Genomic DNA, 26,593 nt, shown 5'->3' on the forward strand with positions numbered 1-26,593 from the left:
ACATCGGCGTCGTACCGGCCGGTGTGCGACCTCACACTTCGCGCCAGGGGATCCGCCCGCTCTCGGGGCGGCGCGCGGATTCCTCCTACGGGAGGAACAGGGAGGAGAGAAGGGGTTCAGGGGATGGCATGGCGCTCTGTGGTTGTCCGGATCCTGCTGTGGGTCCGGACCCGAGCGGGGTCCGGGTACGAGTGAGGGTACGCGTACGGGGCGGGACGCGGTGTGTCGCGTCCCGCCCCGTACCGGGCCTCACTGCGGCGTCATGCGCTCCACCATGTCGGGGTGCTGCTTCAGCCACGCGGCGACGGCCTCTTCCTCATGGCCCTGGCCGCGGTTCTTGATCTCGCTCTCCAGGCTGCCGAGTTCGTCCTCGCTCATCTTGAAGTTCTTGATCCACTTCGTGAGCTGCGGGTACTCCTCGGGGAACTTCTCGTTGGAGATGGTGCGGATCGTGTTGCCCTCGCCGAAGGCCTTCTTGGGGTCCTTCAGCTTGGTCAGCTTGTAGTCGCTGTACGCCCAGTGCGGCGACCAGAGGGTGACGGCGATCGGCTCCTTCTTGGCGTAGGCGCGCTTCAGCTCGGCCAGCATGGCCGGGGTGGAGCCGTCGACGGCCTCGTACTCCTTGTCCAGGCCGTAGCCGGGCAGGACCTTGTTCTTCAGCAGGTCCATCTCGCCGGTGCCGGGCTCGATGCCGATGATCTTCCCGTCGAAGGTGCCGGCCTTGCCCTTGAGGTCCTCCAGGGAGTCGACGCCCTTGACGTAGGACGGCACGGCGATCTCCAGGGAGGTCGGTTCGTACCAGGTGCCGAGGTCCTTGAGCCGGTCCTTGTTCGCGTCCCAGTAGTTCTTCTGGGCGTAGGGCAGCCAGGCGTCGAAGTTGAGGTCGAGATCGCCCGAGGCCAGACCGGTGTAGACGGGGCCGACGTCCATCTGCTTCAGGTTCATCGTGTAGCCGCGGCGTTCGAGGACGTTCTTCCACAGGTACGTGACGGCGATGTCCTCGTCCCAGGGGAACCACGCCACGTTCAGCGGCCGCTTCGCCTCGGCGGGCGTGCTGCCGCCGGCGCCCTTCACGGGGGCGAGCTTGTCGACGTAGCCGGGGTGCTGCTTCAGCCAGGCTCGGACGGCCTGCTGCTGGTTGCCCTTGCCCGCCTTGTTGATCTCGGCTTCGAGGCTGGTGAGCTCCTTCTCGCTCATCTTGAACTTCTTCAGCCAGCCGGCGACCGTCGGGTCGTCACCCGCGAAGCCCTTGCGGGCCAGCGTGTGCACGCCGTCGCCCGCGCCCCAGGCGCCCTTGGGGTCCTTGAGCTTCGTCAGCTCGTAGTCGTTGTACGCCCAGTGCGGCGACCAGAGCGTGACGACGATCGGCTCCTTCTTGGCGTACGCGCGCTTCAGCTCGGCCAGCATGGCGGGCGTGGAGCTGTCGACGACCTTGTACTCCTTGTCCAGGCCGTACTCCTTGAGGACCTTGCTCTTGAGCAGGGCCATCTCGCCGGCGCTGGACTCGATGCCGGTGATCTTGCCGCCGAACTCGGAGGCCTTGCCCTTGAGGTCCTCCAGGGAGTCGATGCCCTTCATGTAGGAGGGCACGGAGAGCTCCAGGGACGTCTTGTCGTACCAGGCGCCGAGGTCGTCGAGCTGCTTGCCGTACTTCTTCCAGTACTGGGCGTGGGTGGTGGGCAGCCAGGCGTCCGTCTGGAAGTCGATGTCGCCCTGGGCGAGGGAGGTGTAGAGCGGGCCGGCGTCGAGCTGCTTGGCCTCGACCTGGTAGCCGCGCTGCTCCAGGACCTCCTTCCAGAGGAAGGTGGAGGCGACGCCCTCGTCCCAGGGGATGTAGCCGATGCTGATCTTCTTGCCCTGGCCGACGTCCTTGCTGCCGGCCGCGGCGGTGGTGCCGGTGCCTCCGCTGCCGAAGACGCCCATGCCGCCGGAGACGAGGGCGAGCACGACGACGCCGATCACGGCGACGGCCGGGCGGGGCCGGTACGACCAGATCTTCAGCCCTTGGGCGGCGCGCAGCCGGGCGGCGGCGCGACGGCCGAGCGGGGAGACCTGGGTGCCCAGCGCGCTGGTCATGCGGTCGAGGTAGATCGCGAGGATCACGATGCCGACGCCGGCCTCGGCGCCCAGACCGACGTTGAGCTGGCCGATGGCCTGGTTGACGTCGCCGCCGAGACCGCCGGTGCCGACCATGCCGGCGATCGCGGCCATGGACAGGCCGAGCATGATGACCTGGTTGACGCCGGCCATGACGGTGGGCAGGGCGAGGGGCAGCTGGACGCGCAGCAGGATGTTGCGCGGTGTGGTGCCGAACGCGTCGGCGGCCTCGACCAGTTCCCGGTCGACCTGGCGGATGCCGAGCTCGGTCATGCGCACGCCCGGGGCGAGCGCGAAGATCAGGGTGGCGACGATGCCCGCGGAGGCGCCGGTGCCGAAGAAGAGGATCGCCGGGATGAGGTAGACCATCGCGGGCAGCGTCTGCATGAAGTCCAGGACGGGCCGGACCAGACCGCTGACGCGGTCGGAGCGGGCCGCCCAGATGCCCACGGGTATGGAGATCACCAGCGCGATGACGGTCGCCACGAGGACGAGCGTCAGGGTGATCATCGCGTTCTCCCACAGGTCGAGGGAGTCGATGAACGCGAAGCCCGCGAAGGTGAGGACACCGGCGAGGGTGCCGCGCAGCCAGAAGGCGATCACGGCGAAGATGCCCGCGAGGAGCAGCGGTTGGGGGGCCTGGAGGACGGCGTTGATCCCGTCGTAGAGGCCGAGGAAGACGGTCTTGCAGAAGTCGAACAGCCACCCCATGTGGGTGGTGAGCCAGTCGACCGCGTCGTTGACCCAGGTGCCGAGCTGAATCCTAGGCACGGGCGGTCACCTTCTCTCCGCCCGCGTCCCGCGGGGAGTCGCAGGGCTCCGGGGTGGTGTCCCGTTCGTCGCCGAGGAAGCCGACCAGGCGCTGCCGGGGGACGACGCCGATCAGCTTGTTGTCCTCGTCCACGACCGAGACGGGGTGGGAGAGCCGGGCGCTGATCGCGCACAGTTCCGTGAACGGGGTCTCGGCCGTGGCGGTCTCGCAGTGACAGCCGGGGTCGTCGCCGGTGACCGAGGTGTCCATGAGCTCGCCGGTGGTCAGCACGCGGGAGCGGTCGACGTCCTGGGTGAAGGAGGCGACGTAGTCGTTCTCCGGCCGCAGCAGGATGTCCTGCGCGGTGCCGATCTGCACGATCTCGCCGTCGCGCATGACGGCGATGCGGTCGCCGAGGCGCATGGCCTCGTTCAGGTCGTGGGTGATGAAGACGATCGTCTTCTTCAGCTTCTGCTGGAGCTCCAGCAGCTGGTCCTGCATGTCGCGGCGGATCAGCGGGTCGAGGGCGCTGAAGGACTCGTCCATCAGCAGCAGGTCGGCGTCGGTGGCGAGCGCGCGGGCGAGACCGACGCGCTGCTGCATGCCGCCGGACAGCTCGTCGGGCCAGGACTTCTCCCAGCCGGCCAGGCCGCACAGGGCGAGCGCCTCGTCGGCGCGGCGTACGCGCTCGGCGCGGGGCACGCCCTGCACTTCCAGGCCGTAGGCGGCGTTCTCGCGGACGCTGCGGTGCGGGAAGAGCGCGAAGTGCTGGAACACCATGCTGATCTTCTTGGAGCGGACCTCGCGCAGCTCACGGTCGCCGAGTGTGGTCAGGTCCTGCCCGTCGAAGCGCACGTGTCCGGCGGTCGGCTCCAGCAGGCCGTTCAGCATGCGCAGCAGGGTGGACTTGCCGGATCCGGACAGGCCCATGACGACGAAGATCTGGCCGGGCTCGACGGTGAAGGACGCGTCGATCACGGCGGCGGTGGCGCCCTCGGCGCGCAGCTCCTCCCGGTCGGCCCCGGCGCGGAGCCGCTCGACCGCTCGGTCAGGTCTCCTGCCGAACACCTTGTACAGGCTCTCTGCCTGAAGCCTTGCTGACACGTGCACCTCGATCTGGACGGCAATGGAACAGAGCGAGGGCGGGGCGCAAAAGTTGAATTACGCAACCAGCCTCGCTGCGGGGCGGCGCCTCCCCTCGATCGCGGATCCCAAACGCACAAGTGGGGCGTGTCACATATGAGGCATGTCGCTGTCGGTGGCGTACGGCATGATGCGTGACGTGACCGGACGACTGATGCTCCTCGACACCGCCTCCCTGTACTTCCGCGCCTACTTCGGCGTCCCGGACTCGGTGAAGGCACCGGACGGCACGCCGGTGAACGCCGTGCGCGGGCTGCTCGACTTCATCGAGCGGCTGGTCCGGGACCACCGGCCGGACCAACTCGTGGCCTGCATGGACGCCGACTGGCGGCCGCACTGGCGAGTGGAGCTGATCCCCTCCTACAAGGCCCACCGCGTCGCCGAGGAGCACGCGGCCGGCCCGGACGAGGAGGAGGTGCCCGACACCCTGTCGCCGCAGGTGCCGGTCATCGAGGCGGTGCTGGACGCGGTGGGCATCGCGCGCGTGGGCGTCGCGGGATACGAGGCCGACGACGTGATCGGCACGTTCACGGCGCGAGCGAAGGGCCCGGTCGACATCGTCACGGGCGACCGCGACCTGTACCAGCTGGTGGACGACGCGCGCGGGGTGCGCGTGCTGTACCCGCTGAAGGGCGTGGGCACGCTGCAGCTCACCGATGAGGCCTGGCTCCGTGGGAAGTATGGGGTCGACGGCAGCGGGTACGCGGATCTGGCCCTGCTGCGCGGCGACCCCAGCGACGGCTTGCCGGGCGTGCCGGGCATCGGTGAGAAGACGGCCGCCAAGCTGCTGGCCGAGTTCGGGGACCTGGCCGGGATCCTGGCGGCGGTGGAGGACCGGGGGTCGAAGCTGACACCGACGCAGCGCAGGCGGCTGGACGAGGCGCGCCCGTATCTGGCGGTCGCGCCGAAGGTGGTCCGGGTCGCGCACGACGTACCGCTGCCGGACGTCACGACGGCGGTGCCACGGATTCCGCGTGACCCTGCGGAGCTGGAGGCACTGGCGGCGCGCTGGGGACTGGGCGGGTCACTGGAGCGCCTGCTGACGACGCTCGCGGCGTGACGGACGCGGGGGTCGGTGGCCTTCCTGAGGCCGGTGGCCCTCATCACGTTCTCATGCGGGAGGTGTTAAGTGGGGGCGAGGTGCTAACTTAGGTAAGCCTAACTACACGAATCAGGGAGGCCCTCATGGCAGAGCGACCGGGACGCCAGCCGCGCAAGCCGCATTCCGCTCAGGTCGTCCGCACCGAGCGGCTGACCCCCCACATGCAGCGTGTGGTGCTCGGCGGCGAGGGCCTCGCCGACTTCGAGGCGGGCGCCTGCACCGACCACTACGTGAAGCTGCTGTTCCCGCCCGAGGGCGTGACCTATCCGGAACCCTTCGACCTGCAGCGCGTTCGCGACGAGCTGCCGCGCGAACAGTGGCCGGTGACCCGGACGTACACGGTGCGCCAGTGGGACGCCGAACACCGCGAGCTGACGCTGGACTTCGTCATCCACGGCGACGAGGGCCTGGCCGGCCCGTGGGCGACCCGCGTCCAGCCGGGCGAGATCGTGTGGTTCATGGGTCCCGGCGGGGCGTACGCGCCCGACCCGGACGCCGACTGGCACCTGCTCGTCGGCGACGAGAGCGCGCTGCCCGCGATCGCCCGCTCCCTCGAATCGCTGCCACGCGGGGCCAGGGCCCATGCCTTCATCGAGGTCTCCGGCCCCGAGGAGGAGCAGAAGATCGACTCGGACGTGGACGTCGTCTGGCTGCACCGCGGCGACCGGCCGCACGGCGAGGCGCTCGTCGAGGCCGTGCGGAACCTCGCGTTCCCCGAGGGCCGCGTGCACGCCTTCGTTCACGGCGAGGCGCACTTCGTGAAGGAACTGCGCCGGCTGCTCCGCGTCGAGCGCGGCATCGCACGCGAGGACCTGTCGATCTCCGGCTACTGGCGCCGCGGCCACAACGAGGACGGCTGGCAGGCCTCGAAGCGCGAGTGGAACGCCCGCATCGAGGCGGAACAGGAGAGCACTCCGGCCGCCTGAGCAACGCGAGCACATCACGCCGCCCCGGCCTCTGGCGTGCCGCAGTCAGTCACCCCGCACGCGCGCGTGCAGATGCATGTCGTGCCAGCCGTCCGGGTGCAGGATGGCGCTGCGCTTCGTACCTTCGAGGGTGAATCCGGTGCGTGAGGCGACCCGGCAGGAGGCCTCGTTGCGCACGGCGTGCAGCAGTTCGAGTCGGTGGAAACCGATCTCGTCGAGCGCCCAGTGGGCCAGTGCGGTCGTGGCCCGGGCGGCGACACGCCGGCCGCGTGCCGCCGGGACGGTCCAGTACGCCACCTCCGCCGTGCCGTCGTCGAGCCGTATCTCGCGCAGCGCCACCCGCCCCAGCAGCCGGTCGGAGTCCGCGCCGACGACGGCCCACTGCGCCTGACGCCCCTCCTCCCACGCCTGCCGCCAGTCGCGGATCCAGCCGGCGACCTCCTCCTCGGAGCCGGCGGTCCGGGCGTGCCACTGGTGCATCACGGGGTCCTGGAAGACCTCGTACACCGCGGGCGCGTCCCCGGCCCGCCAGGGACGCAGGAGGAGTCCGTCGCCGGTGGCGAGGGTGGGCTGGTGCCGGGCGGGGAGGGCCTCGGCGGTCAGGACCGGGCTGATGAGGAAGGGCATGGCCACATCCTGGCAAGGGGCGGTGGACGGCCCCAGTGGTTTTCCGCCGCTGTCCGGCCGCCTCGTACGCTGGGCCGCGATGAGACGGAAGACGCGCATCCCGCCCCCTCCCCTGCCGCAGCGCCACGGCGTGGACCCGGTGCGGGTACGGCTGCCCGCCGCGGGGGCGTGGGCCACGGTGCGTGAGCATCTGGTGGAGCGGCTCTCGGGAGCCGGTGACGGTGTCGTCGACGGCATGTTCGACGCGGGACTCGTCGTCGGGGCGGACGGCCGGGCCGTGCCGGCGGACGCGCCGTACGTGCCCGGGATGTTCGTGTGGTTCCACCGGGAACTGCCCGACGAGGTGCCGGTGCCGTTCCCGCTGGAGGTCGTGTACCGGGACGAGCACATCGTCGTCGCCGACAAGCCGCACTTCCTCGCCACCACCCCGCGCGGCAGCCACGTCGCCGAGACCGCGCTGGCCCGGCTGCGCCGCGAGCTGGACATCCCCACACTCGCCGCCGCGCACCGTCTGGACCGGCTCACCGCCGGACTCGTGCTGTTCACCGTGCGCCCGGAGGAGCGCGGCGCGTACCAGACGCTCTTCCGCGACCGGCTGGTGCACAAGGAGTACGAGGCCGTCGCCCCGTACGATCCCGGACTCGCGCTCCCCCGGACCGTGCGCAGCCGGATCGTGAAGGAACGCGGCGAGCTCACCGCCCGCGAGCTGGTGGGCGAGCCCAACGCCGTCAGCCGCGTCGAACTCGTCGCACACCGCCCGCACGGGGCCGGCGGACTCGCCCGGTACCGGCTCGTGCCGGGCACCGGGCAGACCCACCAGCTGCGCGTGCACATGACCGCGCTGGGCGTGCCGATCCTCGGCGACCCGCTCTACCCCGAGGTCACCGCTCCCGTGCAGGCCGGTGACTTCCGGCGCCCGCTCCAGCTGCTGGCGCGGGCCCTGGAGTTCACCGACCCGGTCACGGGCGAGGAGCACCGGTTCCGCAGCGGCCGGGTGCTCACGGCCTGGGCGTCGTACGACCGGTGGGCCGCCGGGGCGTCCGACGGCCCGGCGGACGGTCAGTAACCGCGCCACCAGCTCAGGAAGCGCTGCCAGACACCCTTGCGGCGGGCCGTTTCCTCCGCGGCCTGCTGCGCCTGCGGCGGTACGGGGGCCGGCTGCGGTTGCGCCGGAGCCGGCTGGGGTTGCGCCGGAGCCGGCTGCGGCTGCGCGCCGGCGACCGCCACGGGCTGGGGCTGCGGCTGCGTGATGCCGATCTGCCAGTCGGAGCGCTGGGCGGGGACGTGGTTGTGGTTCGGCGTCTCCGACACGTCCTGCGGCGGCTTGGACGCGAACGCCACCGGCAGGGACACGAGGTGCCGGGAGGCGATGGACGCCGTCCAGCGCAACTCGTCCTCGTCGCAGTCGAGTTCGACGTCCGGCAGCCGCATCAGCAGCGCGTCGACACCGACGTCCGCGATGGAACGGCCGATGTCCTGACCGGGGCACTCGTGCGGCCCGCCGCCGAACGCCAGGTGCGACCGGTTGCCCTGCATGCTGGCCTTCAGGTCCGGCCGCACCCGCGGATCGACGTTCGCCGGCAGCGGGGCGAAGAGCAGCCCGTCGCCCCGGCGGATGCGCTGCCCGCCCAGTTCGGTCTCCTGCTTGGCGAAGTAGGCGAAGACCGTGCTGAACGGCGGCTCGTTCCACAGCGACTGCTCCACCGCCTCCGGCACCGTCATCTGTCCGCCGTTGAGCTGGGCCCTGAAGCGCGGGTCGATCAGCACCGTGAGCAGCACGTTGGACAGCAGGTTGGTGGTGGCCTCGTAGGCGGCGAAGAGCACCAGGCGCAGGTGCTCCCTGACCTCGTCGTCGGTCAGCCGGGCCGGGTGGGTGATCAGGTAACTGGCCAGGTCCTCCTCCGGCTGGGCGCGGCGCCGGGCGGTGAGCCGGCTCAGGGCGTCCATGACGTAGGTGTGGCTGGCGATCGCCGTCTCGGTGCCCTTGAGCGCGTCGCGGGCGGCCTCGACGAGCCGGTCGTTGTACTCGTCGGGCATGCCGAGGATCTCGCACATCACCGCCATCGGCAGGTGCTCGGCGAACTGGCCGACGAGGTCCGCCTCGCCCTCCTCGCAGAACCGGTTGACGATGGCCTGCGTGCTGCGGTTGATGTAGCGGCGCAGGCTGCGGAAGTCGATGGTCGAGATCGCGCCCTGGACCGCGCCGCGCAGCCGCTTGTGCTCGTCGCCCTCGGCGTGCGAGGCGATGGGCTGCCAGGCGATGTGCGGCATCAGCGGGTGATCGGGCTTGACCAGGCCGTCCTTGAGCGGGGTCCAGATACGGCTGTCCCGGCAGAACTGCGTGGGCGAGCGCACCATGTGCAGGTTCTCGGCGTGGCCGAGCACGATCCAGATCGGTACGTCGTCGTGGAGCAGCACGGGCGCCACGGGGCCGTGCTCCTTCCGCAGCTGCTCGTACAGCCCTGCCAGGTCCTCCGACTCGTGCAGCCGGTGCAGCCCGCCCGGCCCGAGGCCGTGCGCGGGGCAGCCGGGGGGCGGGCCGGGCAGAGGGGTGTCCGTACCCGTCGAGGCGTGGGATTCAGGCGTCACAGTGGTCGCTCCGAAACTTTCCAGGTGTCTGGGGGGAGGTATGGGGTGGGACGGAACCGGATCAGGTGAGCGAGCCCGTCATGGCGAGCGAGTGCAGGAAGCGCATGAGGGTCATCAGGACGTCACGGCTGGAGGCCCGCCGCCGCGCGTCGCACTCCATGATCGGGATGTCCGGAGAGAGGTCGAGCGCCGTGCGCAGCTCCTCGATGGCGTAACGGGGCGCGTCCGGGAAGGAGTTGATGGCGACCACGAACGGCACACCGCGCTCCTCCAGGCGCCCCATGACGTCGAAGCTGACCTCCAGACGGCGGGTGTCGACCAGCACCACCGCGCCGAGCGCGCCCTCGAACAGGCCGTTCCACAGGAACCAGAAGCGCTGCTGGCCGGGTGTGCCGAAGAGGTACAGCACGAGCTGGTCGGTGATGCTGATCCGGCCGAAGTCCATCGCCACGGTGGTGGCCGTCTTGGTCGCGGAACCGAAGTTGTCGTCGACACCGATGCCGGCCTGCGTCATGGTCTCCTCGGTGGTCAGCGGTTTGATCTCGCTGACCGAGCCGACCATGGTCGTCTTTCCGACACCGAAGCCCCCCACGATCACGATCTTGGCCGCGGCCTGTGCCGTGTGGGGCAACTGGTCCTCGGCCCGGGGGCCCGGGATGGTGTCAGAGCCTTTGAAGTCCATTCATCACCGCTTCGAGGAGGGAACGGTCGGGGAGCGCCTGGCGGACGATCGGGGAGCGCGCCGTCACCAGATCCGCCGTCAGCAGCTCGGTGAGCAGCACGCCCATGGCGCTGAACGGCAGGCTGAGATAGGCCGACAGCTCGGCCACGGAAAGGGGTGCGGCGCAGAGCCGGAGCAACGCCGCCTGCTCGGGCGAGGCGGAGGGCGGCGGGTCCGTGGCCCGCGCCACGATTAACGTCACCAGGTCGAGCTCGGCCCGTTCACCGTCCGGGCCGGCCACCACGTACATGCGCTCCGGGTTGCGGACCTTGCCCTCGCCCTCCTCGGGCTTGGGCGGTTCCGCGGCGGGCTCGCGCCTCTGGCGTTGGGGAGGCGTCATACGATCTGCCCGTTCCGCCGGGGCGGACTGGTCAGATGGCCTCCGATGCGGACGACGAGGTCGCGCATCATCGCGCTCATCCGGCCGGGTTCGCACCGCACGTCGGAGAGCACCGCGAGGAAGGCGTTGGCTCCGGCGCTCATCAGGTAGAAGTAGCCGCGGTCGATCTCGATCATGACGAGCTTCATCTCGCCGTCGCCGACGGTGAGTTCCTGGCAGACGCTGCCCGCGAGGGACTGCAGGCCGGCGCAGGCCGCGGCGACCCGGTCGGCCGCGTCGGGCTCGCCGCCGTAGCGGGCGATGCGCAGACCGTCGGCCGACAGCACCACGATCATCTCGATGCCCGGCACGCCGTCGGCGAGTTGCTTGAGCATCCAGTCGAAGTTGCCTCGCTGCTGGATCACTTGAGGTCCCCCTCGTCATCGGCCTCGGTGGGGGCCGGGTCGTTGAGCAGGTGCAGGTACTTGGTCGGATTCCGGATGAAGTCGGTGGGGTGGGTGCCGGGCTCGATGCCCTGCTTGAGCCCCTCCCAGAAGGCCTCGAGGCCCTTGCCGGGGGCGTCGGGGGCGTTCATGTCGCGCAGGGGCTTGGGCTCGGGCTCGGGCGTCGCCCAGGGGTTCGCCTCGCCCCGTGCCTCGGCCTCCCGGTCTTCCCGGTCGTAGGCGGCCTGCTGGGCGATCCGCTCGGTGAGGGACGTCTTCACCCGGCTGCGGCGCTGCGGCAGGCCGTTGGGCGTCCACTCGGTGACCACGGGGACGTCGTCGTCCTCCAGGGAGACCGTCTCGGGGATGCGCGGGTTGGTGGGGCGGCGCTTCTTGGGCGTGCGCTTCGGGCCCTCGGGGATGCCGACCGGCATGGGGATGCCGGTGGCGCCGATGCCGTGGGCGAGTCCGACGCCGGGCTCGTGGGTGATCATCTCGCTCGGAACGATGAGGATGGCGCGGACACCGCCGTACGCGGAGGCGCGCAGCGAGACCTGCATGTTGTACGCCGAGCAGAGACGCCCGACGACGGCGAGGCCGAGGCGCGGGTGCTCGCCGATGTCCTGGAGGTCGACGCCCGCCTTGGCGGCCTCCAGCATGCCCTCGATCCGGGCGCGTGCCTCCTCGTTGAGATTGACGCCGCCGTCCTCGATCTCGATGCAGACGCCGGTCTGCACCTCGGTGGCGGTGACGTGCACCTTGGTCTGCGGCGGCGAGTAGCGCGTGGCGTTGTCGAGGAGTTCGGCGGCGGCGTGGATGACCGGCTCGACGTAGATGCCCTTGACGCTGACCTTGGCGATGGAGGACAGCTGGATGCGCCGGTACTCCAGGATGCGGGACATGGCGCCGCGCAGTGTGCTGTAGAGGGACACCGGCTCGGGCCACTGCCGTCCGGGGCGGCCGCCGCCGAGCACGGAGACGGAGTCGGCGAGGCGGCCGATCAGGGCGTTGCCGTGGTCGATGCGCAGCAGGTCGTCGAAGACCTCGGGGTTGCGGCCGTGGTCCTCCTCCATCTCCCGGAGTTCCTCGGCCTGCTGGTGGATGATCGCCTGGACGCGGCGGGCGACACTGACGAACGAGCGCGCGGCGGCGTCGCGCATGGTCACTTCGCGGTCGACGATCTTCAGCACCGTCAGCAGCGTCTCGGCCTGCGGCGCGGGCAGGTCGCGGTACTCGGGGTTGGCGAGGCCGAGCTTGCGAATCACCTCCCTGGGGGATTCTCCGGTGCTCAGCAGCCGGAGCGCCGCGGGGATGATCTGCCGCGAGAAGCGGACCAACTCGTTCTCGTGGGCCGCGATCCGCTGTTCCAGATGCGCGGTGTGACGGGCGTGCTCGCCCCGCTGCTTGCGCAGGGCACGGCCGCGGCGCACCGCCTCGGCCGCCGTCGCGATCACCAGCACGGTGGCGATACCACCGCACCAGCCGACGGCGAGCCGGGCCGGCGCCGTCACCAGGGCGACAGCGGCTCCGGTCGCCGCGGCCATCGCTATGGCCGGCAGCAGCAGCACGCGCGCGTAGGGAAGTTCACCGCGACCGGGAGGGGATTGAACACTCACCATGTGGGCCTTCTGAAAGGAGTCGGCTGGGGTTCGGGAGGACTTGCAGGGGGGTATGTCATGAAGCTGTAGGACTCTTCCGCACATTGGGGAACAAGCGCACGAATTCAGCTCAAGCCGGTGCGCTGCGGGCGAGCTTAGTCCGACCGGATCATCGCCGTGTCATATTCAGCAACTGCCGGAAACCGGACGCGAAGGGATAGTACGCTCAGTCGTTTACACGCTGCGACACCGTTCGAATACGACCAGTAACGGCGAACAGGCATACGAAAGCCCCTCACCTCAACGGGTGAGGGGCTTCGGGAAAACGCCCCCTAAGGGGCGCGGGGAACTGCGCGAGCAACCACAACGAACCGGCACTCGCGCAACAAGCTCACCCCACCGACGAGTAGGCGACAACCCCCCGCAGCAACAGATCAACGGCCTTACGGGCGTTCTTCACCACGGAAGACCCTTGCGGAGCCGCCGCAGCGATCTGCCCCAGCACGTCGATGACCTGCTTGCACCACCGCACAAAATCGCCCGCCGGCATCTCGGCCTCGCGCAGCACCTCGTCGAGCCCCTTCCCGGAGGCCCACATGTACGCGGCCCAGGCGAACCCGAGGTCCGGTTCCCGCTGCCCGACCCCTTCGGTCTGGCTGATCCGGAACTCCTCCTCCAGCGCGTCCAGCCGCCCCCAGATCCGCACCATCTCGCCCAGCGCGGCCTTGGCCTTGCCCGACGGCAGCTTCGGCGCCAGCGCATCGTCCCCGACCCGCGCCTCGTACACCAACGCCGAGACGCATCCCGCCAGTTCGGCCGGGCCGAGCCCCTCCCAGACGCCCTCGCGCAGACACTCGCTGGCGAGCAGGTCCAGCTCGCCGTACAGCCGCGCGAGCCGTTTGCCGTGCTCGGTGACCTCGTCGGCGCGCAGGTAGTCCATCTCGGTCAGCAGCGCCACGATCCGGTCGAACGTCCGCGCGATCGTGTTCGTACGGCCCTCGATGCGCCGCTCCAGCTGCGAGGTGTCCCGCAGCAGCCGGTGGTACCGCTCGGCCCAACGGGCGTGGTCCTCACGGTCGTTGCACCCGTGGCAGGGGTGCGCGCGCAGCGCGGTCCGCAGCCGGGTGATCTCGCGGTCGTCGGCCGCCTGGGAGCGGCGCTTGCGGTGCCGGTCGGCCGGGATGTGCCCGGCCTTGGTGCGCAGCGCGGACGCGAGGTCCCGACGGGACTGCGGGGAACGGGGGTTGAAGGACTTGGGGATCCTCATCCGCTCCAGCGGCTCGACCGGCACCGGGAAGTCGATGGCCGCCAGCCGCTTCACCTGCCGCTCGGCGGTCAGCACCAGCGGGCGCGGCCCGTCGTGGTGCTCGAATCCGCGATGGCCGTTCGAACGGCCCGCGGGCAGGCCCGGGTCCAGCACCAGGGCCAGGCCCGCGTACTTGCCGGTGGGCACATGGATGACGTCACCGGGCTTCAGCTTCTCCAGCGCGACCGCGGCCTCCGCGCGCCGCTGTGCCGCGCCCTGCCGGGCCAGCTCGTTCTCCCGGTCCTTCAGTTCTCGGCGCAGCCGCGCGTACTCCTCGAAGTCGCCGAGGTGGCAGGTCATGGAGGCCTTGTAGCCCTCGAGACCCTCCTCGTTGCGCTGCACCTGCCGGGAGATCCCGACGACCGACTTGTCGGCCTGGAACTGCGCGAAGGACGTCTCCAGCAGCTCGCGCGAGCGGTGCCGGCCGAACTGCTCGACCAGGTTGACCGCCATGTTGTACGACGGCTTGAAGCTGGACCGCAGCGGGTAGGTGCGCGTGCCCGCCAGGCCCGCCAGGTGCTCCGGGTTCATGCCGCGCTGCCACAGCACCACGGCGTGGCCCTCGACGTCGATGCCGCGCCGCCCGGCCCGCCCGGTCAGCTGCGTGAACTCGCCCGGGGTGATGTCCGCGTGCTGCTCGCCGTTCCACTTGACGAGCTTCTCCAGCACCACCGAACGGGCGGGCATGTTGATGCCGAGGGCGAGGGTCTCGGTCGCGAACACGGCCTTGACCAGGCCGCGTACGAACAGCTCCTCGACGACCTCCTTGAAGGTCGGCAGCATGCCCGCGTGGTGGGCGGCGATACCGCGCTCCAGGCCCTCCAGCCACTCGTAGTAGCCGAGGACGTGCAGGTCCTCGCGCGGGATGGACGCCGTGCGCTCCTCTACGAGGGAGCGGACCTGCTCGCGGGCCTCCTCGTCGTTCAGCCGGAGCCCCGCGTACAGGCACTGCTGGACGGCGGCCTCGCAGGCGGCGCGGCTGAAGATGAAGGTGATGGCGGGCAGCAGCCCCTCGGCGTCGAGCCGCTCGATGACCTCCGGTCGGCTCGGCGTCCACACCCTGGACCGCTGTCTGCGCTCACGCTCGCGGTCGGCCTCGCGCAGCCGACCGCGCCGGCGGTCCTGGAACGACGGCCGGGTCGCCTCCATGCGCGCCAGGCGCGTGAGGTCGGGGTTGACGGCCTTCTTGTGGCCCTCGCCCTCCTCGAACAGGTCGTACATCCGCCGCCCGGCCAGCACGTGCTGGAACAGCGGCACGGGCCGGTGCTCGGAGACGATCACCTCGGTGTCGCCGCGGACCGTGTCGAGCCAGTCGCCGAACTCCTCGGCGTTCGACACGGTCGCCGAGAGGGAGACGAGCGTGACCGACTCGGGGAGGTGGATGATCACCTCTTCCCAGACGGCGCCCCGGAACCGGTCGGAGAGGTAGTGCACCTCGTCCATGACCACGTAGCCGAGGCCCAGGAGGGTCTGGGAACCGGCGTACAGCATGTTCCGCAGCACCTCGGTGGTCATCACGACCACCGGGGCGTCGGAGTTGACGCTGTTGTCGCCGGTGAGCAGGCCCACCTTGTCCGTGCCGTAGCGGCGGCACAGGTCGGCGTACTTCTGGTTCGACAGGGCCTTGATGGGTGTCGTGTAGAAGCACTTCTTGCCCTGCTGGAGGGCGAGGTGGACGGCGAACTCGCCGACGATGGTCTTGCCGGAGCCGGTGGGCGCGGCGACCAGCACGCCCTTCCCCGCCTCGAGCGCCTGGCAGGCCTCGATCTGGAAGGGGTCGAGGCCGAAGTCGTACATCTCGCGGAAGGAGGCGAGCGCGGTGGCCTGCTCGGCAGCACGCTTACGGGCTGCCGCGTACCGCTCGGCCGGTGAGAGATCCTCTGTCATCGTGCTTTCGAGCGTACCGGGCCGCACTGACAACAGGACGATCATTATCCGGATCCGTTCCTGTGAAACCGGGGATAGGCGCAGCTCAGGGGCAGCGCCGCTCAGGGGCCGACGACCCGCACGCCCCCGCGCACGCAGCGCGCGGCCAGCGGCAGCGGGCCGAGCGGTTCCCCGTCCGCGTACCCGGTGACCCCCTCGGCGGCGATCTCGACCCGGGCCGCCCGCAGCACGGTCACCTTCGGATGTTCGATGTGCGTCCCGCGGTACACCCGCGGGAACACCCGCAGCAGCGTCGTACGGTCGCAGTCCCCGACCACGGTGATGTCGAACAGCCCGTCGGTCAGGTCGGCGCCGGGGCAGATCCGCATGCCGCCGCCGTACGACGAGCCGTTGCCGACGGCGACGAGGGTCGCCTCGATCTCGCGGACCTCGCCGTCGTCCAGGCGGATCCGGTACGGGACGGGCCGGAACGCGGCGAGTTCGGCGATCATCGCGAGGTCGTACTTGAAGCGGCCGGAGGGCCACCGCATGCGATTGCCCCGGTCGTTGACGCGGGAGTCGAAGCCGGAGGCGAGGACCGTGGCGAACCAGTGGTCCCCCACCCGGCCGAGGTCGATGTCGCGCAGCCGGCCGCACTTGAGGGCGTCGGCGATCATGCGGCCCGCGGCGGCGGGCTCGCGCACGGGCAGACCGAGAGTGCGGGCGAAGTCGTTGCCGGTGCCGACCGCGACCAGGCCGAGCGGGGTGCTCGTGCCCGCGACCGCCCGCAGGGCGAGCTGGGCCATGCCGTCGCCGCCGACGGCTATCAGCGCTCCGGTGCCGCCCGCGACGGCGGCACGCGCGCGGGTGAGGGCGTCCGCGGCGTCCTCCCCGAGCACCGTGCGCACCGAGTAACCGGCCGCCCGCAAAGCGGAAGCGGCCGGCTGCGCCGCGCGGGCGCCCCGGCCGCGACCCGCGGTGGGGTTGACGAAGAGGGTGATCTCGCTGGTCACGCGACCGACCCTATGAGCTGCCCGCCGATCTTCAGGTCACGTCGTCATAACCGTTGACCCGGTCCGTGCGGTCCCCGCTCGCCTGCTCGGGCAGGGCGGCGCGGCTTGTCGTCACGGGCTCGATCTCCCCGATGTCGTCGGGGGTGAGGTCCAGCTCGGAGGCCTCGTCGTCGGCGGGGCCGAGCGCCTCACGGCGGCTGCGGCGGCGGTCGTTGAGCAGGGAGAAGAGGACCGCGGCGAAGTACAGGATCCAGATCGGCCCGGCGAGCGCCAGCATGGTCAGCGGGTCGGTGCTGGGCGTGGCGATGGCCGCGAACACCGTGATGCCCATGATCATGCCGCGCCACCAGCCCAGCATGCGCTTGCCGGTGATCGCGCCCGTGGCGTTGAGCATGACCAGCAGCAGCGGCAGCTCGAAGGAGAGGCCGAAGACGAGCACCATCCGCATGACCAGGTCGAGCAGGTCGTCCAGCGGGAGGAGGTTGGACGTGCCGCCCGGGGTGAATTCGAGCAGCACCTTCGCGGTGGTGGGAAGGACCGTGTACGCGAAGTAGGCACCGACGAGGAACAGCGGGGCGCCCGTGCCGACGAAGGCGTAGGCGTACTTCTTCTCGTGCCGGTGCAGGCCGGGCGCGATGAAGGCCCACAGCTGGTACAGCCAGATCGGCGAGGCCAGGACGACACCGGCCATCAGGGACACCTTCAGCGCCAGCGTGAAGGGGGTGAGCAGGCCGTTGATGGTGATCTGCGCGCACGGCTTCGAACCCGGCTGCGACTGGGCCAGTTCCGCGAAGGTCTTGTCACAGCCGACCGAGTCGAGGATCGGCTTGGTGATCAAGTTGATGATGTCGTTGTAGAAGAAGGCGGCGAAGACCGTGACGACGACGATCGCCAGAATCGCCTTGGCGAGCCGGTTGCGGAGCTCGCGAAGGTGCTCCGCGAGGGGCATCCGCCCCTCGGGATCCCTCTCCTTTTTGCGGGCAGACTTCAGCAACCCACGTTCCCATCTCGTGCGGCGGGCCGGAGGTCACCGGCCCTGCGTCAGCGCTTGGTCGTGTCCGTCGGCTCGTTGACCGGGCGGGAGCTGGTCACGTCACCGGGCGCTGCCTGGATGGTGCGCTGCGAGGGCTCGTCGTTGTTGGGCGGGCCGGCCGGAGTCGTGGACGACTTGCCTTCGTCCTTCATGGCCTTGGCCTCGCTCTTGAGGATGCGGGCCGACTTGCCGAGCGACCGAGCCATGTCCGGAAGCTTCTTCGCGCCGAACAGCAGGATGATGACGACGAGGATGAGAATGATCTCGGGGGCTCCGAGCCTTCCGAACATAAGTCTTTACCTTCTCACCGAGGCGGCTGTGGTGGGGTGCTGTCCGACCGGTCGGACATGTGTCCGAACGATCGTGTTGACAGCGATCGTAACGCTCAGGGGTAAACGTGAGGCAATCCCTCTGCATCCCCTGTGCGTACTCCCGTCCGCGGCCAGTGCCTCGTTAACCGGACCGCGACCAGCAGCGTACCTGTCCGAACCGCCGAGGTGACAGGGCGAAGTGTCCCAATGCCGGACTCACAGCCGTCTGCCGGACAGCTCACAGGGCGTCCACGGACCGGGCCGCGCTCTCCGCCGCCCGTTCCAGGTCCTCGGCGGCCCGGTTGATACGGCGCGCCGAGTCCGAGACCTGGCTGCCCAGGCGCTGTGCCTCGACGAAGACCCGCACGGCGAGCACCCCGAGCACGGCGAGACCCACGAATCCCATGGCAATCGCGAACATCGGCCAGAACATGACGCCGAGCCTAGACCCTTCCGACGGGCCGGATTCCCCGGCCCACTAGACGGTGGAGTGCAGCCGCAGGGTGCGTACCCCGCCGTCGGTGAGCAGTTCCACGATCCGCTCCCCCGCGGGCTTGCGGACGGCGGCGCCGCACTCCGGGCAGGTGAAGGAGTAGAAGGTCGTACGGCTCGTGGCGCCGATGGCGAGGCGCAGGGCGCCCGCGGTGAGCTCGAAGCGCTCCCGGCAGTCCGGGCAGCCCGCCCGGAACACCACCGGGGCCACGCTCCTCATCCCGGCGAACGCGGACTCCACCGTCATGCCCGCCGCACCGGACGTCACCGACTCGCTCACAGCCCTGGCTCCTCTTTCTCGGGTCGTTCGCCTCGCGGGCGCCATGGCCGGCGTCGCGGGACGACCGGCTCCGGCCGTCGACGCCGGTGGCACCCGCGGCTCACTCGCGTCTGCCGTCCGGCCCGTCCGCGACAGCGTGCACCGCAACCGGTCCGCCCGCGTCGCCGGCCTCCGCCCCGCCGGCCGCTTCCACGACCTCGATCCCGTCGTACGCCGCCAGCGCCTCGCGGGCCGCCTGCCGGGCGCTGTCCGCCAGCTCGGGCGGCGACACGATGCGGCCGTCCCGCCCGAGCCGCAGCGCCAGCCGCCGCAGCGACGCCGGTTCGGGGGTCCGCAGAGTGATTCGCAGGCCGCCGTCCGGGAGCTCATCCGCACTGTCGTGCGGGTAGTACTCGGCGACCCAGCGGCCGCCGGGCCCGACCTCGACCACGACCTCCGGGTCCTCGGCCGCGGGCTGCACCAGCGCCTCGGACAGGTCCCGCAGCTCGATCTCGGGCGGCGCCGACGGCTCGTCGAGGATCTTGATCTCGGCGACCCGGTCCAGCCGGAAGGTGCGGCGCGCCTCCGAGCGGCGGCACCAGGCCTCGACATAGGTGTGCCCGACGCTGACCAGGCGGATCGGGTCGATCTCCCGCTCGGTGACCTCGTCGCGCGCGGGCGAGTAGTAGCGGATCCACAGTCGGCGGCGCTCGGCGATCGCCCGGTCGACGTCCGCGAAGACCCCGCCCTCGGACTCGAAGGTCACCGACAGCCGCGAGCTGGCGCCCGCCGCCTCGCCGGCCGCCGTCTCCACCTTGGCCGTGGCCCGCAGCAGGGCCTGCCGGTCGCTCTCGCGCAGTCCGGGCAGCGTGGCCACGGCCCGGGCGGCGACGAGCAGGGCGGTGGCCTCGTCGGCGGCGAGCCTGAGCGGCTCGGCCGCCTCTGCCGCGAGGGCGGCCGGGTTGTGCCACCAGATGCGCTCGCCGTCGGTGTCGATGTCGAGCAGGTCACCGCCGCGGAAGCTGGTGCCGCACATGGGCAGCACGTCGAGGTCGGAGACCAGCTCGTCCTCGGTGATGCCGAAGGCGCGCGCGACGTCCTCGACCCGGGCTCCGGGGCGCTCCCTCAGATACGTCACCAGGGAGAGCATCCGTCTGGTCTGGTCGATGGCGTTCACGGGCCTGACCGGTTTGCCTGCCACTGTCTCGTCCGCTCCCCCTCAGCCCTTGGCCACGGCCCGCAGCCGGTCCACCACGTCGGCCCGCAGCTCGGCGGGCTCCAGGACGACCACGTCCGGCCCGAACTCCACCAGCCAGGCATCCAGCCCGTGGCCGTACGGAATCTCCAACTCGTCCCAGCCGTCACCGAGTTCCCGGACCGAGGTGGCCTTCGCCCGAAGGGGGTACCCCGCGGCCGAGCGCAGCCGGATCCGCGCCGAGCGGTCGGTGATCTCCCCGGCCCAGCTCGCGACGGTCTCACGGACGGTGACGACGTCCGGCACGTCGGCGGTGTACCGGCCGCCGCGCGAGCGGACCTTGCCGGTGATCCGGGACAGCCGGAAGACACGCTCGGCGCCCCGGTCGCGGTCCCAGCCCGCCAGGTACCAGTGGCCCCGCCAGCACTCCAGCGCCCACGGCTCCACGTGCCGCTGCTCGGGGTGGGCGGCGGTGGCCTTGCGGTAGTCGAACACGACGGGCCTGCGGTCCCGGCAGGCGAGCATCAGCGGCTCGAACGCCGCCTCGTGCACCGGGATGCGCGGCTCCAGCGCGCCGTGCGCCCCGTACGGGTCGACGTCCTCGGGGAGTCCCGCGGCGCGCAGCTTCTGCAGGGCGCCGCTGGCGGCGCCGGCGAGCCGGGCCTGCTGCCACACCTTGGCGGCGAGCCCGAGTGCGGCGGCCTCCTCGGCGTCCAGGGTGATGGGCGGGAGGCGGTTGCTGTCGCGGCGGGCCAGATAGCCGACCTCGCCGTCGAGGCTCTCGACGGTCTCGATGACCAGTCCGAGCTCGCGCAGATCGTCCTTGTCCCGCTCGAACATGCGGTTGAAGGAATCGTCGTTGCCGCCCGGGCCGTTGCCCGGCCCGAAGGCCTCGACGTAGGCCTCGATGGAGTCGCGCAGCTCACGCTTGCTGAGCGGCCGCCGCGTCCCGAGCAGACACAGCGCCAGGTTCATCAGCCGCTCGGCCTTGGCAATGGCCATCGACGCGCTTCGCCTCCCTATGGTGCTTGACGACGTTGACCGTACCGCCCCGTGGTGGCCCGGCAAAAGCCGAGGGCCCATGCCCGAACAGGCATGGGCCCCACGTGATCGAGTCTGTTCGGATCCTGCTCAGACCCCGAGCAGGTCGACCACGAAGATCAGCGTCTCGCCCGGCTTGATCAGAGGGGTCGGGCTCTGGTTGCCGTAGGCGAGGTGGGCGGGGACGGTCAGCTGGCGGCGGCCGCCGACCTTCATGCCCTGCACGCCCTGGTCCCAGCCCTTGATGACCCGGCCGCCGCCCAGCGGGAAGCGGAACGGGGTGCCGCGGTTCCAGCTGGCGTCGAACTCCTCGCCCGTGCTGAAGGCCACGCCGACGTAGTGCACGGTGACGGTCTGGCCGGCCTGCGCGACCGGGCCGTCGCCTTCCCAGATGTCCTTGATCTCGAGGTCCGCCGGGGGCTCGCCGCCCGGGAAGTCGATCTCGGGCTTGTCGATGCTCACTTGTCTCTCCTTGTTACGTGACCTGCGTCGGGAACAGTCTCACAGACCGGCCGGGTCAGACCGTGCCGAGGATGTCCACCGTGAAGACCAGGGTGTTCTTGGCCAGCTCGCTCTGAGGGCTCGCCCCGTAGCCGAGCGAGGGCGGGATCACCAGCAGCACGCGGTCGCCCACGTGCTTGCCGACGAGGCCCTTGTCCCAGCCCGCCACCACGGAGCCGTTGCCGATCTGGAAGGCGGTGGCCCCGCCGTGGTCCCAGGAGGAGTCGAACTTCTTGCCGTCCTCCCACTTGACCCCGGTGTACTGGGCGATGAGGCCCTGCCCGGCCTCGACCTTCTTGCCGTCGCCCTTGATCAGCACCTGCTCCTTGAGGTCCTTGGGAGCCTTCTCGCCCTTGGGGACGGTGATCTCCGCGGCCTTCTGCGACGGGGACTTCACCTCGGGCATGCCCGCCTCGGAGGGCGCCTGCTCGCCCTTGGCCTCACCCTTGGAGTCGACGCTCGCGGCACCGACCGGGTCGACCACCCAGATCAGCACGTCCTTAGCGGCGATCCCCGAGGAGGTGTTCAGGCTCTGGCCGATCAGGTCGCCCGCGGTGCCCTGCACCAGGATCCGGCTGCCGGGCTTCTTGCCCTTCACCGCGTCGAGGACCTTCGCGGGGAGCTGCTGGCTCGGCTTGCCGATCTGCTCGATGGACTGCCGTCGGGGCGCCTTGTCACCCGTCGATCCCGCGGCCCAGGTACCGCCGAGATCCTGGCCACCGCCCCACTTCTCGACGGTCCAGTCCAGGCGGACGAAGTCCGAGCCCTTGATCGGGCTTCCGCTGCCCGCCGAGACCGTCTTGACCACGGTCTTGTCCGACGGCTTGCCGTCCTTGGGCACGGAGATCTCGGGCTTCGCCCCGACCTTCCCCGTGACCTCGGCGACGCCTTCCGCCGTGTCGCCGTTGTTCCCGTCGTCCGATCCGCACGCGGCGGTGAACAACAGGGCGGGAACGGCCAGCAGCGCGGCCACGCGTCGTTTCGTGTTGTAGTTCATCAGTCCAACTGGGATCGGTGGTGTGGGGGCAATGGCCGCCACTCTACGGCGTACACGCTCCTCACTCGCCTCACCGCGCGACACGACGCACCCGGGCCGCTCCCGTACGGGCGGGTCCGGAACGGAAAAGGGCCGATGCCCGGAGGTCCGAAAACCTCCGGGCACCGGCTTACCGGACTGGCCGGAACCGGCTCACATTCCGGCGATCAGCTTCTCCACCCGGTCGTCCACGGAACGGAACGGGTCCTTGCACAACACGGTGCGCTGGGCCTGGTCGTTGAGCTTGAGGTGCACCCAGTCGACCGTGAAGTCACGGCGCTGTTCCTGAGCGCGACGGATGAAGTCGCCGCGCAGCCGGGCCCGAGTGGTCTGCGGCGGAACGGACTTGCCCTCGAAGATCTTCAAGTCGTTGCAGATGCGCGCCGCCTGCCCCTTCTTCTCGAGCAGGTAGTACAGGCCGCGACGGCGGTGGATGTCGTGGTAGGCGAGGTCTATCTGCGCGACGCGCGGATGCGACATGGTCATGTTGTGCTTGGCCCGGTACCGCTCGAGGAGCTTGTACTTCATGACCCAGTCGATCTCGGTGCCGATGCGGTCGAGGTCCTCGGTCTCGATCGCGTCCAGGGTGCGGCCCCACAGCTCCAGGACCTGCTCGACGGTGCCGGTGCGGATGCCGCGGCGCTCGCAGAAGTCCACGGCCTTCTCGTAGTACTCGCGCTGCACCTCCAGGGCGGAGGCCTCGCGTCCGCTGGCCAGGCGGACCTTGCGGCGGCCGGTGATGTCGTGGCTGACCTCGCGGATCGCCCGGATCGGGTTCTCCAGGGTGAGGTCCCGCATCACGGTGCCCGCCTCGATCATGCGCAGCACCAGGTCGGTCGCGCCGACCTTGAGCAGCATGGTCGTCTCGGACATGTTGGAGTCGCCCACGATGACGTGCAGGCGGCGGTAGCGCTCGGCGTCCGCGTGCGGCTCGTCACGCGTGTTGATGATCGGCCGGGAGCGGGTCGTCGCCGAGGAGACGCCCTCCCAGATGTGTTCGGCGCGCTGGCTGACGCAGTACACGGCACCGCGCGGCGTCTGGAGCACCTTTCCCGCGCCGCACAGCAACTGCCGTGTGACCAGGAACGGAATCAGAATGTCCGCGAGCCGGGAGAACTCCCCGTGCCGGGCGACCAGATAGTTCTCGTGGCAGCCGTAGGAGTTGCCCGCTGAATCGGTGTTGTTCTTGAAGAGGTAGACGTCGCCCGCGATTCCCTCCTCGTGCAGGCGTCGTTCGGCGTCCACCAGGAGTCCTTCGAGAATGCGCTCGCCCGCTTTGTCGTGGGTGACCAGCTCGGTCACGTTGTCACATTCGGGTGTGGCGTATTCCGGATGTGAACCCACGTCGAGATAGAGGCGGGCGCCGTTTCGCAGAAAGACATTGCTGCTGCGGCCCCATGACACGACACGGCGGAAGAGGTACCGCGCCACCTCGTCAGGAGACAGGCGGCGCTGTCCCCTGAACGTGCACGTGACGCCGTACTCGTTCTCCAGCCCGAAAATGCGGCGGTCCATGAGGGAACATTACGCCCGATCCCCTGAACTGAAACGGGGTTCGACGGCACGGTTTGGATCATTTTCCGAACCGGCGGCAACCACCGCTCCCCCGCCGGGAGCTGCGAGTACCCGCCCCGTGGCCGTCAAAACCAGCAGGGACACGCCGCCCGCGACCCCCGGCACGGCGAAGCCCCACAGTGCCCCGCCCGTCTCCACGACGGGCCCCGCGACGCCCGTTCCGACCGAGTGGCCCACGGTGAACGTCGTCACCAGCCAGGAGAACGCCTCGGTCACCGTGCCGCGCGGCGCGTGCCGGTCCACCAGGACGAACGCGCAGGCGATGGCGGGTGCGAGGAAGACCCCGGCGAGGGCGGTCAGCGCCACCATGGGCACCGCGTCCGGCATGAGCAGCAGCGGCAGGTAACACACCACCAGAAGGGCCACCAGCACCCGCAGTCGCCGCGCGGGCTCGCCGGCCCACTGCCGGGCCCCGTAGACGCTGCCGCCGACCAGCGCCCCGAATCCCAGAGCGGCCATCAGCCAGCCGTACACGACGTCACCACCGTGGTCGTCGGCGTAGGGCACCGAGGCGACCGTGATGGAGCCGAGCGCCATCCCGATGAACAGGAACGCCGCCAGCAGGGCGAGCAGCCCCGCCGAGCGCAGCGCGCCCAGCCAGTGCGCCTCACGCGGCGCGGACCGCCACGCGCGCGAGGGCGGCGACACCACCACGGACAGCGCACCCAGCACCCCGACCACGTTCAGCACGAGCAGCGCGGCCTGGGCGGACCACAGGGACACGCACAGCGTCACGAGCAGCGGTCCGACGGTGAACATCACCTCCTGGGCCACGGCGTCCATGGCGTACGCGGTGTGCACGTGTTCCTCCTTGCGGAGGACCGACGACCACAGGGCCCGGAGCCCGCCTTCGAGAGGCGGCGTGAAGAGCCCGGCACCGGCCACGGCGGCGTACGCGAGGGGCAGCGATCCGATCCCGGCGAAGGCGAAGACGGCCATGGCGAGCCCGGAGAGAACGGCCGCCGGCAGCTGCACGCGCGGCTGCCCGCGCAGGTCCACGAGCCGGCCCAGCACCGGCTGCCCCACGGCGTTGGCGACGCCGTACACACCCGCGAGCGCCCCCGCGAGGCTGTACGAACCGCCTTCGGCCCGTACGAACAGCAGGATCGCGATGGCCGCCGTCGCGTTCGGCAGCCGGCCGACGAGCGTGCCGACGAGCAGCCGGGCGGCGTGTCGCGCCCGAAGTATCTCCAGGTAGCCCGTAGCCATGTCCCCCGCTTAGGTTGTACGTATAACGTCTGCCTCATACGTACCATGGCCGCTGTTCGCGAGTCCAGACGAAGGAGCACCCCGCCGGTGGCACGAGGCAGCACCCGCCCCACGAGCCGGGACGTCGCCCAGGCCGCCGGCGTGTCCCAGGCGGCGGTCTCCCTGGTCCTGGGGGACAAGTGGCACGGCCGCGTCTCGGAGGCGACCGCTCAGCGGGTCCGCGAGGCGGCCCGCGACCTGGGCTACCGCCCGAACCTGGCCGCCCGCAACCTGCGCCTGGGCCGTACCCGCACGGTCCTGCTGGTGGTCCCGGCCCTGACCACGGAGTTCTTCGCCGGTGTCTACACGGGCGCCACCCGCGTCGCCGCCGAGCACGGCTTCGGCGTGGTCCTCTACCCGTCCCCCGAGGGCATCGGCCCCGCCCGGGACCCCTTCGCCTCCGCGCAGGCCGCCCTCGACGGCGTCATCGCGTCCTCCATGGCCGCGGACGCGCTGACCACGATCCGCGGGGAGGCGCTGCCGCTGGTGATGCTGGACAGCGACCCGGCGGGCAGCCTGGGGGCGGCGACGGTCAACCTGGACATCGCCGACGGTGTCCGTCAGGTCGCGGACCACCTGCTGTCCCTGGGCCACCGGCGGTTCCTCCACCTGGCGGCGGACGTGCCGTCCTGGACCTTCGAGGTACGCGCCCGGGAGCTGGCGGCCCGTCTGGCCGGGGTGCCCGGCACGTCCGTCCGTACGGCTCGCTCACCGATCTCCATCGAGGGCGCGGTGACCGCGGCCGAAACCGCCCTCTCGGGACCCGGCCCGCGCCCCACGGCGGTGGTCTGCGACGACGACCTGCTGGCCGCCGGCACGTACAAGGCAGCTCGCCGCCTGGGCCTGCGCGTCCCGGACGACCTGTCGGTCACCGGCCTGGACGATCTCGCCCTGGCCACGGCGATCGACCCGGAGCTGACGACGGTCCGCTTCGACGCCGAGTCGTTCGGTGAGCGGGGTATGGCGGCGCTGCTGGCCGTCCTGGAGGGCCGCGAGCCCGAGAGCGGGGACATCCCGGTGCGGCTGGTGGTACGGGGCTCTACGGCACCGCCGGGAGCGCGGTAGCGTCCGCTGGTGCGAAGGCCGGGTGGGTCCGCAACCCGGCGTTACGGGGTGCCGCGGCGGCCTGCAGGCAGCTAAGCCACCACGCAGCCGCACCCGCGCACGGCGAGAAGGGGACGTGTCGGGGGGTGTCCGCCCGCAGCGGTTGGCGCGTCAACGCCAGTCAGTTGGTAGGTGACCCCATCGCGCCGTTCCGAGGACGGACACCCCCCGGCGCGGCCCCGACCCACAAGCCGGCCGCGGGCGCTACGCGCACCCCCACCGAAGCAGCCACAGGCCGCCGCAGGCACAGGCGCGGGGGGCGGGCGCCGGCCCCCCCCCGCCCGCCGCCGCGGGGGC

The 26,593-nt window shown here is 70.8% G+C and carries 24 protein-coding genes; 4 read left to right on the plus strand and 20 right to left on the minus strand.

Going from position 1 to position 26,593, the window contains the following annotated elements:
* Window positions 1-249 precede the first annotated feature (249 nt).
* Window positions 250-2,868, minus strand: coding sequence for an ABC transporter permease/substrate binding protein (locus ACZ3I3_RS31860; RefSeq protein WP_467370711.1), 2,619 nt, complete (start codon window positions 2,866-2,868; stop codon window positions 250-252).
* Window positions 2,861-3,952, minus strand: a complete 1,092-nt coding sequence (locus ACZ3I3_RS31865; RefSeq protein ID WP_467370712.1) for a quaternary amine ABC transporter ATP-binding protein — start codon at window positions 3,950-3,952, stop codon at window positions 2,861-2,863. The genes ACZ3I3_RS31860 and ACZ3I3_RS31865 overlap by 8 nt, the downstream gene beginning before the upstream one ends.
* Before the next feature lie 142 nt (window positions 3,953-4,094).
* On the opposite strand from ACZ3I3_RS31865, the gene ACZ3I3_RS31870 reads away from it, so the two are divergent.
* Entirely contained in the window at window positions 4,095-5,051 is a 957-nt protein-coding gene (locus ACZ3I3_RS31870; protein WP_467370713.1) for a 5'-3' exonuclease, read from the plus strand.
* Between the two features lie 125 nt (window positions 5,052-5,176).
* Entirely contained in the window at window positions 5,177-6,019 is an 843-nt protein-coding gene (locus ACZ3I3_RS31875) for a siderophore-interacting protein (RefSeq protein ID WP_467370715.1), read from the plus strand.
* Between the two features lie 45 nt (window positions 6,020-6,064).
* On the opposite strand, the gene ACZ3I3_RS31880 is transcribed toward ACZ3I3_RS31875, so the two are convergent.
* Window positions 6,065-6,646 carry a GNAT family N-acetyltransferase gene (locus ACZ3I3_RS31880; RefSeq protein WP_467370716.1) on the minus strand — a complete coding sequence of 194 codons (582 nt, stop codon included), beginning with the start codon at window positions 6,644-6,646 and terminating at the stop codon, window positions 6,065-6,067.
* A gap of 79 nt (window positions 6,647-6,725) precedes the next feature.
* Here ACZ3I3_RS31880 and ACZ3I3_RS31885 point away from each other — a divergent pair, with 79 nt between their 5' ends.
* Window positions 6,726-7,712 carry an RluA family pseudouridine synthase gene (locus tag ACZ3I3_RS31885; protein WP_467370718.1) on the plus strand — a complete coding sequence of 329 codons (987 nt, stop codon included), beginning with the start codon at window positions 6,726-6,728 and terminating at the stop codon, window positions 7,710-7,712.
* Here the strand turns inward: ACZ3I3_RS31885 and ACZ3I3_RS31890 are convergent.
* The 17 genes from ACZ3I3_RS31890 to ACZ3I3_RS31970 all read right to left on the minus strand — a co-directional run bounded on the left by ACZ3I3_RS31890 (window position 7,706) and on the right by ACZ3I3_RS31970 (window position 25,153).
* Window positions 7,706-9,235 (minus strand): cytochrome P450, encoded by a 1,530-nt coding sequence (locus tag ACZ3I3_RS31890; protein ID WP_467370719.1) that lies wholly within the window; start codon window positions 9,233-9,235, stop codon window positions 7,706-7,708. The two genes, ACZ3I3_RS31885 and ACZ3I3_RS31890, sit on opposite strands and share 7 nt — an antisense overlap.
* A 61-nt stretch (window positions 9,236-9,296) precedes the next feature.
* Window positions 9,297-9,917 (minus strand): GTP-binding protein, encoded by a 621-nt coding sequence (locus tag ACZ3I3_RS31895; protein WP_467370721.1) that lies wholly within the window; start codon window positions 9,915-9,917, stop codon window positions 9,297-9,299.
* Complete coding sequence (locus tag ACZ3I3_RS31900; protein ID WP_356925556.1) at window positions 9,898-10,296, minus strand: DUF742 domain-containing protein; 399 nt, start codon at window positions 10,294-10,296, stop codon at window positions 9,898-9,900. The genes ACZ3I3_RS31895 and ACZ3I3_RS31900 overlap by 20 nt, the downstream gene beginning before the upstream one ends.
* Window positions 10,293-10,700 (minus strand): roadblock/LC7 domain-containing protein, encoded by a 408-nt coding sequence (locus tag ACZ3I3_RS31905; RefSeq protein WP_031141974.1) that lies wholly within the window; start codon window positions 10,698-10,700, stop codon window positions 10,293-10,295. Before ACZ3I3_RS31905 ends, ACZ3I3_RS31900 begins: the two co-directional genes overlap by 4 nt.
* Window positions 10,697-12,337: a sensor histidine kinase gene (locus ACZ3I3_RS31910; RefSeq protein ID WP_467370722.1), complete on the minus strand. Its 1,641-nt coding sequence runs from the start codon at window positions 12,335-12,337 to the stop codon at window positions 10,697-10,699. The genes ACZ3I3_RS31905 and ACZ3I3_RS31910 overlap by 4 nt, the downstream gene beginning before the upstream one ends.
* Before the next feature lie 370 nt (window positions 12,338-12,707).
* Window positions 12,708-15,554, minus strand: coding sequence for a DEAD/DEAH box helicase (locus tag ACZ3I3_RS31915; protein WP_467370724.1), 2,847 nt, complete (start codon window positions 15,552-15,554; stop codon window positions 12,708-12,710).
* Window positions 15,555-15,610: 56 nt separating this feature from the next.
* Window positions 15,611-16,501 carry a diacylglycerol kinase gene (locus ACZ3I3_RS31920; RefSeq protein ID WP_467370725.1) on the minus strand — a complete coding sequence of 297 codons (891 nt, stop codon included), beginning with the start codon at window positions 16,499-16,501 and terminating at the stop codon, window positions 15,611-15,613.
* Window positions 16,502-16,532: 31 nt separating this feature from the next.
* Entirely contained in the window at window positions 16,533-17,495 is a 963-nt protein-coding gene (gene tatC / locus ACZ3I3_RS31925; RefSeq protein WP_467370727.1) for a twin-arginine translocase subunit TatC, read from the minus strand.
* Window positions 17,496-17,542: 47 nt separating this feature from the next.
* Entirely contained in the window at window positions 17,543-17,824 is a 282-nt protein-coding gene (gene tatA, locus ACZ3I3_RS31930) for a Sec-independent protein translocase subunit TatA (RefSeq protein WP_010045330.1), read from the minus strand.
* Window positions 17,825-18,083: 259 nt separating this feature from the next.
* On the minus strand, window positions 18,084-18,278 hold the full coding sequence (locus tag ACZ3I3_RS31935; protein WP_467370729.1) for a hypothetical protein: 195 nt from the start codon (window positions 18,276-18,278) through the stop codon (window positions 18,084-18,086).
* A 45-nt stretch (window positions 18,279-18,323) separates the two neighbouring features.
* The gene (locus ACZ3I3_RS31940; RefSeq protein WP_467370730.1) at window positions 18,324-18,617 is read right to left on the minus strand and encodes a hypothetical protein; all 294 of its coding nucleotides are present in this window, start codon (window positions 18,615-18,617) and stop codon (window positions 18,324-18,326) included.
* Window positions 18,618-18,717: 100 nt separating this feature from the next.
* Complete coding sequence (locus ACZ3I3_RS31945; RefSeq protein WP_467370732.1) at window positions 18,718-19,797, minus strand: helix-turn-helix transcriptional regulator; 1,080 nt, start codon at window positions 19,795-19,797, stop codon at window positions 18,718-18,720.
* Between the two features lie 18 nt (window positions 19,798-19,815).
* Window positions 19,816-20,793 (minus strand): helix-turn-helix transcriptional regulator, encoded by a 978-nt coding sequence (locus tag ACZ3I3_RS31950; RefSeq protein WP_467370733.1) that lies wholly within the window; start codon window positions 20,791-20,793, stop codon window positions 19,816-19,818.
* A 129-nt stretch (window positions 20,794-20,922) separates the two neighbouring features.
* Window positions 20,923-21,294 carry an FKBP-type peptidyl-prolyl cis-trans isomerase gene (locus tag ACZ3I3_RS31955; protein WP_248507422.1) on the minus strand — a complete coding sequence of 124 codons (372 nt, stop codon included), beginning with the start codon at window positions 21,292-21,294 and terminating at the stop codon, window positions 20,923-20,925.
* A 55-nt stretch (window positions 21,295-21,349) separates the two neighbouring features.
* A complete protein-coding gene (locus ACZ3I3_RS31960; RefSeq protein ID WP_467370735.1) occupies window positions 21,350-22,330 on the minus strand; it encodes an FKBP-type peptidyl-prolyl cis-trans isomerase in 981 nt (326 codons plus the stop codon).
* Window positions 22,331-22,522: 192 nt separating this feature from the next.
* Complete coding sequence (gene pafA / locus ACZ3I3_RS31965; protein ID WP_119101884.1) at window positions 22,523-23,884, minus strand: Pup--protein ligase; 1,362 nt, start codon at window positions 23,882-23,884, stop codon at window positions 22,523-22,525.
* Between the two features lie 9 nt (window positions 23,885-23,893).
* Window positions 23,894-25,153: an MFS transporter gene (locus ACZ3I3_RS31970; protein ID WP_467370738.1), complete on the minus strand. Its 1,260-nt coding sequence runs from the start codon at window positions 25,151-25,153 to the stop codon at window positions 23,894-23,896.
* An 87-nt stretch (window positions 25,154-25,240) separates the two neighbouring features.
* On the opposite strand from ACZ3I3_RS31970, the gene ACZ3I3_RS31975 reads away from it, so the two are divergent.
* Window positions 25,241-26,257 (plus strand): LacI family DNA-binding transcriptional regulator, encoded by a 1,017-nt coding sequence (locus tag ACZ3I3_RS31975; RefSeq protein WP_467370739.1) that lies wholly within the window; start codon window positions 25,241-25,243, stop codon window positions 26,255-26,257.
* The last annotated feature ends 336 nt before the right edge of the window (window positions 26,258-26,593 follow it).

The organism is Streptomyces sp. NPDC016851, assembly GCF_055562795.1.